This window comes from uncultured Ruminococcus sp. (genome assembly GCA_902785355.1).
In the GTDB taxonomy this organism is placed as follows: Bacteria; Bacillota; Clostridia; order Oscillospirales; family Acutalibacteraceae; genus Ruminococcoides.
Window position 1 is genome coordinate 1 of sequence record CACZYF010000049.1, and the last position, 9,240, is coordinate 9,240.

Consider the following 9,240-nt stretch of genomic DNA (forward strand, 5'->3'; position numbering starts at 1 on the left):
GCAATTTGCGGAAATTTTAAAATAATCTTCAAAAAAATACCCCGTACCCATATTTTGGTACGAGGTATTTCTTATTAGTGCCTTATCTTAATGATATTGCTGTTTTCAGGGGCTTTGTTTTTATATTTTGTCCGTCCCGATCATCTCTGTCGACTGCGGATTTGCTCGGGACTCAGCCCTCGCAAAGCACAGCTAAAAACAGTCCTCAGGACTGTTTTCTTTACGCTGTTACAGTTCTCCAAGAGATAATCGGCAAATCAGATTTATCTTTTTTCAAGGCTTCTGTTTCGGCAGAAGCCTTGTTTTTTATATCCCAAAGTCTTTTCGGCGTTTTGTCTATTGAAAAAGTACGGCAGTTGCGTTATAATTCACTCAATCCAATGATTCACGGAGGCAATTATAATGAAAAAGAGAATTCTGATCAGTCTGATCCTTTGCCTTTGCATGACCGCGGCGATCCTCGCCGGATGCGGCGGTACAAAAACCGCTCCCGATAAAGCGACCGAGGCAGCCACCGAAGCCGCAACCGTCGACGAGGCAAAGTCCGACGGCATCGACTACATGGCGTTGGTCAACAAGACGCATGCTCTTCCCGAGGATTGGGAGGCGAAGCTCGAAACCGTCCACATGACCAACTCGATCGGCGATGACGTTGAGGTCGAGAAAAAGGCTTACGACGCCTATCTGGAACTCAAGGCGGCGCTGGAGAAGGAGAATATCTTCGTAGACCTCGACTCCGCACGCCGCAGTGTAGCCGACCAGCAGCGCATCATGGATGATTTCACCGAGAAATACGGTAAGGATTATGCGCTGAAGACCGTCGCAGCACCCGGTTACTCAGAGCATCATACCGGTCTCGCGCTCGATCTGTACCTGATCATCGACGGCAAGGATATCACCGAGAACGAGGATATGGTTCAGTATCCCGAGATCTGGGCAAAGATCCACGAGAAGCTCGCAGACTACGGCTTCATCCTGCGTTATCTCGAGGGCAGAGAGCACATTACCGGCTACGGCTACGAGCCGTGGCACATCCGCTACATCGACGATAAGGATATCGCCAAGGAGATCATGCAGAAGGATATCACCTTCGAGGAGTACCTAGGCACCGCGAGCGGCGCAGCGGTCGAGATCGATCTCGGCAACTCCGAGCTGTATTCGAAAGACGACCTCGACGCGGCTGTTCTCCAGATCAAGTGCCGTTTCGCGTCCTTAGACGGCTGTGAGCTGCACAGCATCCGCTATGCGGGCGACAGTGCCGTGACCGATGAGAAGCTGGCGGAAATCAATAAGAAGAATCCCGACGGCAAGTTTACGCAGATCGCCGGATTCCTGATGGACTTCCATACGCCCAAGAATACGGAGAATACGAGCCTCGAATCCGACAGGGAGTACACCGACTACCAATGGTGGCTGGCGCGTACCGCTGACGGCGGCTGGGAGATCGTTGACTTCGGCTATTGATCCCATATCATCGATCGCAAGGCTTCCGTTTATCGGGAGCCTTGTTTTTCTGTGTGTCGGAGGTTGCCTTATCACGCGCGGTATGGTAAAATAACAACAGAGAACCGATAATAAAGAAGGTGATCGCATGGCATCCGATAAAGAATATCTGGACTTTGTACTCGAACAGCTGCGTGACGCGGAGGATATCTCATGGCGCGCGATGATGGGCGAATACATCCTGTACTGTCAGGGCAAGGTGATCGGCGGGATCTACGACAACCGCCTGCTGGTAAAGCCGACCGAATCAGCCCTGTCGCTGCTCCCCGACGCCCCGCGCGAGCTCCCCTACGAGGGCGCGAAGGAGATGCTCCTGGTCGAGGAGATCGAAGACAGAGAGCTGATGACGCAACTGCCCGCCGCGATCGCCGCAGACCTCCCCGCTCCGAAGAAAAAGAGGAAAAGCTGAGCGAGAGCTTTCTAAACTGCCGGGATATCCTGTGAGGACCCGAAAAATACCTATTGATTTCTTTTCCATTATATTGTAAAATAGATGGGTACATTTGATATCAACAGAATGGAGAATAGATATGAAAAAGATCATCGTACTCGCCGCGGCACTCCTGATGGTGCTCTCACTGGCCGGCTGCTTCGGCACGACCCCCTCCAACAGCTCAACCGCCGATCAGGCGAACGCTGCTGACGTCAGCACCTATTCTAAGGACTTCGAAGGCCTGCAAAAGTACATCACCGACCGCAATAACAACACCACCAAGCAGGAGCTGTATGCCGATATCGTCGGCGCAGACAACGCGGCACGCATCGTTCTCAACGGTAACTCCTTCGTCGAGATCTACGATTACTCCAAGGCGAACAACGATACCGCCAAGGCGATCCTCGAGGACATCAAGGACGACGGTAAGTTCCGCCCGATGGAGGACAGCACCGAGATGACCGCCGTGATCACCAAGAGCGGCAAGTATGTGCTGGCTTGGGACGCGACCCGCGGCTTTGATTACGAGAAGAAGGTCGCGACCGAGGAGCTTAAGGAGAACTGGTAAATCCCGCTCCCTTATTCATCAAGATTACTTCAGCCCGACAGATTTCTGTCGGGTTTAACTTTTCGAAAAATACCAACACAGCTTTTCCACATGTCATCCTGAGGGCGAACCCTCAGAATGACAGACTTTCTTGTAACAAGTTTGAAATACCTCTTGAAAAAACCGGACATTTGCATTATAATAGAAACATAGGCGTTAGCAAATGCTAACCCAAGCGAAACTTCTTCATTGATAAAGGTGAAAAAATGTCAAAACTGACCCAAAAAGCGATCAAGGAATCCTTCCTCCGGCTGCTCGATCGCAAGCCGATCGACCATATCAAGATCACGGATATCACCAACGACTGCGGCGTCTCGCGCAATACCTTCTACTACCACTACGCCGATCTGCCGGCGCTGCTGGAGGAGCTCTTGATGGATAACGCCGAGGAGTTGATCAATACCTACCCTACGATCGACTCTCTCGAAGAGTGTCTGAACGTCGCCGCGCAGTTTGTGCTGTCCAACCGACGTGCCGCGTACCATATCTACAATTCCTCCCACCGCTACGTCTACGAAAAATGTCTGATGACCGTCTGCCGCAAGGTGGTCGCCGATTACTTTGACCGCGCTGTCCCCAAGGAGCTCCTGAGCAGGGAGGATCGCGAGATCCTGATCGACTACTACAAGAGCGTCAGCTTCGGGCTGATCGCCGATTGGTGCAATAAGGGGATGAAGGATGATTACGCCGCGCAGATCAATAAGCTGATCGCCCTGCGCTCAAAGATGCTGTCCTCCGACCTCGGGCTGTAATTCACGATCAAAAATCGAAAAACCGACCATCGCCTCCCCTCGCGGGAGGCAGTTTCATTTTTAAAAATTTTTAGTACAAAGCACCGCTTTTGCTCAGATTTTGTGCACGCAAAAATCTTTGCGAATGGTAATTTTCCACAATCAGGAGTATCCTGTATTAGTAAAAACAGACAATGCTCATTTGTCAAAAGCGAAGGTGAAAGCATGAAAATCTCAAAAGCTATCGTAAAGCTGCGGGTCCCGATCGTGATCATCGCCCTCATTCTGATTGTGCCGTCGCTGCTGGGAATGCTGAACACGCGTATCAACTATGATATGCTGACGTATCTGCCCGACAGCATGGACACGGTCAAGGGACAGAACATCCTGCTGGATGAATTCGGCAAGGGCGCGTTCTCCTTTATCATCCTAGAGGATATGCCCGATAAGGACGTCGCCGCCCTCAAGGAAAAGGTCGAACAGGTAGAGCAGGTCGACAGCGTACTGTGGTACAACAACGTCGCCGATATCTCCGTGCCGAAGGAATTTTTGCCCGATAAGGTCTATTCCGCCTTCAATACCGACCACAGCACCGTCATGGCGGTGTTCTTCAATACTTCTACATCCTCGGATGAAACGATGGACGCGATCCGCGAGATCCGCTCGATCACCGGTAAGCAGTGCTTTGTCTGCGGACTTTCGGCGCTGGTCACCGACCTGAAGGATCTGTGCGAGAAGGAAGAGCCCATCTACGTCGGGATCGCGGTCGTCCTCGCACTCGCGGCGATGATCCTCCTACTCGACAACTGGCTCATCCCGCTGGTGTTCCTCGCCTCTATCGGCATGATGATCCTATTGAATCTCGGCACCAACTACTTCCTCGGCGAGATCTCCTACATCACCAAGGCGCTGTCCGCGGTGCTCCAGCTCGCCGTCACGATGGACTACAGCATCTTCCTGTGGCACAGCTACAACGAACAGAAGCGTATCTGTAACGACAACAGGGAAGCGATGGCGGTCGCGATCCACAACACCTTCCTGTCGGTCATCGGCTCGTCCGTCACGACGATCGCGGGCTTCATCGCGCTGTGCTTCATGACCTTCACCCTCGGCCGCGACCTCGGTATCGTCATGGCAAAGGGCGTGCTGTTCGGCGTGATCGGCTGTATCACGGTACTGCCGTCGATGATTTTGATCCTTGACAAGCCGCTTTCCAAGCTCAACCACCGCTCGCTGATCCCCGATATGAAGAAGCTCTCCGGCGGTGTGGTCAAGATCTTCCCCGTATTTCTCGTTATCTTTATCGCGCTGGTGCCGCCGTTCCTCTACGGCTACACCCAAACGAACAACGAGGTCTACTACGATATGGCGGAGTGTCTGCCCAAGGATCTCGACTTCGTCATCGCCAACACCAAGCTCAGCGAGGATTTCGACATCAGCTCGACCCATATGGTGCTGATGGACTCCTCCGTCCCGGCTAAAGAGGTCAAGTCGATGATCGCCGAGATGGAAGATGTCGACGGCGTGAAGTACGTCCTCGGCATCGAAAGCCTGCTCGGCTCCACCGTTCCCGAAGAGATGCTCCCCGAGCACATCAAGAGCGTGCTCGAAAACGATAAATACGAGCTGCTGCTGATCAACAGCGAATACCACAGCGCGTCCGACGCCGTCGGCGCCCAGATCGACAGCCTCAATAACATTCTTCACCGCTACGATCCGAACGGTATGCTGATCGGCGAAGCACCGTGCATGAAGGACATGATCGATACCACCGGCGCCGATTTCGAGGTCGTCAACCTTGTATCGATCATCGCGATCTTCGTCATCATCGCCGTCGTCGAACGCAGCCTGAGCCTGCCGTTCATCCTGATCGCGGTCATCGAGCTCGCGATCTTCATCAACCTCGGCCTGCCGCATTTCTTCGGTCAGTCGCTGCCCTTCATCGCCCCCATCTGTATCAGTACGATCCAGCTCGGCGCAACGGTCGACTACGCGATCCTGATGACCACCCGCTACAAGGCGGAGCGACTCGGCGGACATGACAAGCGTGAATCCATGAAGACCACGCTGACCACCTCCATCCCCTCGATCATCGTCAGCGGCATGGGACTCTTCGCCGCGACCTTCGGCGTCGCGCTCTACTCCGACATCGACATCATCAGCTCGATGTGCATGCTGCTCGCGAGAGGCGCGATCATCAGTATGCTGCTGGTCATCTTTATTCTGCCGGCGCTGCTGCTGCTCTGCGACAAGCTCGTCTGCCACACTACGATAGGCATGAAAAAATGTGCTAAATATTAAGCTCCCTTTCTTAAGAGAGCTGTCAGCGAAGCTGACTGAGGGTTTCCCCTCCTATATAACAGCTATATGTAACTATAGAAAGAACGGAGAGATATTATGAAACGAATGATTAAGCTGCTGAGCGTCGCACTGTGCCTGAGCATCGTGCTGTCCGCTTCTCTTGTCGGCGTATTCGCCCTTTCGCTGAACGGCATCACCCTCGGCGAAAAGCACAAGGCGACCGCCGATGAAGCCGATCTGATCAAGGACGAGACCGTTTATGTCACGGCGAATGCCGACGGCACTGTTGACAAGATCATCGTCAGCGACTGGATCAAGAACAATAAAAAGGCGACTACCATCCGCGACGTTGCCGCCCTCGGCGATATCGAGAACGTCAAGACCGACGCCTCCTTCACCCTTGACAGCGACAATATGCGCGTCTGGCAGGCGGACGGCGCCGACCTCTATCTGGAGGGTACGGGCACCCAGCCTCTTCCCGTCGACCTGAGCGTCACCTACACCCTCGACGGCAAGGTCATCGATCCCAAGGAGCTCGCCGGCAAGAGCGGCAGAGTCACCATCCGCTTTGACTACACCAACAACGCCTACGAAAACGTCACCATCGACGGTAAGCAGGAGCGTATCTACGTTCCCTTCCTGATGATGTCCGGCATGATCCTCGACAGCGGGAAGTTCGATAACGTTGAGGTCACCAACGGTAAGGTCGTCTCCGACGGCGACCGAACGATCGTGGCGGGTATCGCCTTCCCCGGCTTACAGCATGATTTAGGTCTCTCCCGCGACGAGGTGAACATCCCCGATTACTTCGAGGTCAGTGCGGATACGACGGATTTCGCCCTCGATACCACCATCACCATCGCCTCCAACGCCCTCGGCAAGGAGCTCGATCCCGACGATCTCGACAGCCTCGATGATCTCGGCGATTCTCTCAATCAGCTCGAGAGCGCTATGACCGCCCTGATCGACGGTTCATCCCAGCTTTACACCGGTCTCGATACCCTGCTCGCGAAGTCCGGCGAACTCGTCAGCGGCGTAGATCAGCTCTATGACGGCGCGGTACAGCTCAGCGACGGCGCAAAGCAGGTCGATAACGGCGCAGGTCAGCTCAACGACGGCGCCAAGAAACTCAGCGACGGCGCAGCCGCCCTCAGCGCAGGCTCCGTCAGCGTCGATATCGGCGCGCTCGACCTCAGCAACGGACTCTCCACCCTCAGCGCCAATAACACGGCGCTTACGAACGGCAGCGCCCGGACCTTCACCGCCATCCTCGCCACCGCGAGAAAGTCGCTGGTCGAAGCGGGTCTGGACGTCCCCGAGCTCACCCCCGATAACTACGCGACGATCCTCAACTCCCTGCTGGATCAGCTCTCCGAGAAGAATATAAAGGCACAGGCTGAACAGACCGCACGCGCAAAGGTATCAGCGGCGGTCGAAGAGAACCGCGCAGCCGTAACAGCCGCTGTCACCGAAGCTGTCAGACAGAATGTACAGGCAGAGGTCACAGCAGGCGTTCGCGCTCAGGTCACCGAGCAGGTACTCGCCGCGGCAGGCTACTCTGCCGCAGATTATAACGCCGCTGTCGCCGCAGGTATGGTCGACGCCGCAACACAGGCGCAGATCAGCGGCGCGATCGACGCTCAGATGGCAAGCGCTCAGGTACAGAACACCATCTCCACCCTGACCGAACAGAATATGCAGGGTGAACAGGCGCAGGCGGCTATCGCTCAGAATACCGAAGCCCAGATCGAAAACCTGATCGAGCAGAACATGCAGAACGAAGAGGTACAGCAGGGCATCGCCGCCGCTCTCGCACAGGCGAAGGCCGGCAGAGATAGCATCTCCGCCCTCAAGGAACAGCTTGACAGCTATAACACCTTCGACAAGGGTCTCAAGACCTATACCGGCGGCGTCGGCTCCGCATCTGCAGGCGCTCGGCAGCTGCAGGGCGGCACTTCACAGCTCCGCTCCGGCTCCTCCGAGCTGAAAACCGGTACCGATACCCTCAGTAACGGCGCCTCTACCCTCAAGAACGGCACCGCTCAACTCAGCACCGGCGCCGATACGCTCCGCGACGGTATCCTGACCATGAAGAACGGCATGCCCGCTCTGGTAGAAGGCGTATCTCAGCTCCGTTCCGGCTCCATGCAGCTGAGCGACGGCTTGAAGCAGTTCAACGACGAGGGTATCAGCAAGATCACCTCCCTGCTCAAGGACAACGTCGGCGATCTCGTCAGCCGCGTCAAAGCCACCATCCGCGTATCCCAAAACTACAAGAGCTACTCCGGACTCGCCGACGGCATGGACGGCTACGTCAAGTTCATCTACAAGACCGAAGAGATCAATTGACGCTCATCCATCAGTAAATCTATCTAATACTATCAAAAATCAAGGCCACCCGCTGCATCCAACGGGTGGCCTTTGATTATATAAGGAAGATCTCATGAAAAGATTGTTGTATTTTTATACTAATCCTTGATAAAAAGATTTAATCAGATATTAGTGATAAATTTCGCAGAGCGAGGCGAGTGACGCAGGCATACTGGCGTATGTCAAGGAGCTCAACAAAGCTATGCGGAATTTAGCGCAATAGATGATAAAGGTTTTTATTAAGGATTAGTATCAAGCTGCGGTGACGTTGAGGGCGTCGTCGACGGTAACGGTCAGGTTGACGGGGACCTGTACGTTATCATCGGTGTTATAGTACAGGGTAACGTGGCTGGTGCCGGGGGTCACGCCGTAGAACTGGAAATCGTACTGCTGCTGATTAAAGTTATAGTCGCAGCGGAGCAGGAAGTTGATGTTGTCCGCCTTGTACGTCCAGTCGAAGCCGTAAGAGGTCTTGCCGTAGGCGTAGAAGTGGTAGGGTGTTCCGCTGTTGGCGGGAGCGACGCGCTTGGTGTCGATGTAGATACGCTCGCCGTTTACGTTATCGATGCGGTCTTTAACGGGCGCCTGGGTCGGAGCCTGAGTGGGAGCGGGCGCCTGAGTGGGAGCGGGCGCGCTCTGCTGAGTGACCTGCGCTGCGGGAACGGACTGTACGGTCTGCTGAGCTGCGGGCTGAGCGGTCTGCTTGGGAGCGACGGTGGTTGCGGGCTGAGGAGTCGTTTTCTTCACGCTTGCCGCCTTGACGGGGGCAGCCGCCTTGACGGAGATCGCGGTGGTGGGGGCGGCGGTCTTGGTGACCTTCGGGGCGTTCATCGCGCCGAATACCATCGCGCCCGCGGCGATGACGGCGACCAGCGCGACTGCGACGGTACCGATGAGGATCCTCTGCTTTCTCGCCTTAGCTTTCTTTCTCGCGGTGATCGCTCTCGCTCTGTCGGAATACTGTCTGCCGGTGTAGTTTCTCTCGTTGTACATGTTGTTGTTCGTCATTTTATTTCCCTCCTGAATGGTATATATGTTTTGTTAATGACTGTTGTTCCGCCGTCGTTTCTTTCTATTCAGCAGTCTTTCTGATCGGCGGCTTGGGTCGAACTTCATGCTCATTCCCTTGACTGTGGCTATAGCATAACACACCCACTATGACAACAGTATGACAAAAATCAGGGGTTTTTTAATTTTGGCGCATTGTAAAATGAAGTTGCAACAATAAAATAAAAGAGTCCACAGTGACGATTCTGTAGTAGAATTGAGTTTGCGGAACCAATTCGAAAGGATCA

Annotated in this window: 7 protein-coding genes; 6 read left to right on the plus strand and 1 reads right to left on the minus strand. The window is 54.4% G+C overall.

Going from position 1 to position 9,240, the window contains the following annotated elements; genetic code table 11:
• Window positions 1-402: 402 nt before the first annotated feature.
• The 6 genes from R2I50_RS09420 to R2I50_RS09445 all read left to right on the plus strand — a co-directional run bounded on the left by R2I50_RS09420 (window position 403) and on the right by R2I50_RS09445 (window position 7,924).
• On the plus strand, window positions 403-1,464 hold the full coding sequence (locus R2I50_RS09420; RefSeq protein ID WP_316608893.1) for a M15 family metallopeptidase: 1,062 nt from the start codon (window positions 403-405) through the stop codon (window positions 1,462-1,464).
• Between the two features lie 127 nt (window positions 1,465-1,591).
• The gene (locus R2I50_RS09425) at window positions 1,592-1,912 is read left to right on the plus strand and encodes a TfoX/Sxy family protein (protein WP_316608894.1); all 321 of its coding nucleotides are present in this window, start codon (window positions 1,592-1,594) and stop codon (window positions 1,910-1,912) included.
• 121 nt (window positions 1,913-2,033) lie between these two features.
• Window positions 2,034-2,504, plus strand: coding sequence for a hypothetical protein (locus R2I50_RS09430; protein ID WP_316608895.1), 471 nt, complete (start codon window positions 2,034-2,036; stop codon window positions 2,502-2,504).
• A gap of 245 nt (window positions 2,505-2,749) precedes the next feature.
• A complete protein-coding gene (locus tag R2I50_RS09435) occupies window positions 2,750-3,295 on the plus strand; it encodes a TetR-like C-terminal domain-containing protein (protein WP_316608896.1) in 546 nt (181 codons plus the stop codon).
• A 204-nt stretch (window positions 3,296-3,499) separates the two neighbouring features.
• On the plus strand, window positions 3,500-5,575 hold the full coding sequence (locus tag R2I50_RS09440) for an MMPL family transporter (protein ID WP_316608897.1): 2,076 nt from the start codon (window positions 3,500-3,502) through the stop codon (window positions 5,573-5,575).
• 96 nt (window positions 5,576-5,671) lie between these two features.
• Window positions 5,672-7,924 carry a hypothetical protein gene (locus tag R2I50_RS09445; protein WP_316608898.1) on the plus strand — a complete coding sequence of 751 codons (2,253 nt, stop codon included), beginning with the start codon at window positions 5,672-5,674 and terminating at the stop codon, window positions 7,922-7,924.
• A 273-nt stretch (window positions 7,925-8,197) separates the two neighbouring features.
• On the opposite strand, the gene R2I50_RS09450 is transcribed toward R2I50_RS09445, so the two are convergent.
• The gene (locus R2I50_RS09450) at window positions 8,198-8,953 is read right to left on the minus strand and encodes a hypothetical protein (RefSeq protein WP_316608899.1); all 756 of its coding nucleotides are present in this window, start codon (window positions 8,951-8,953) and stop codon (window positions 8,198-8,200) included.
• Window positions 8,954-9,240: the final 287 nt, after the last annotated feature.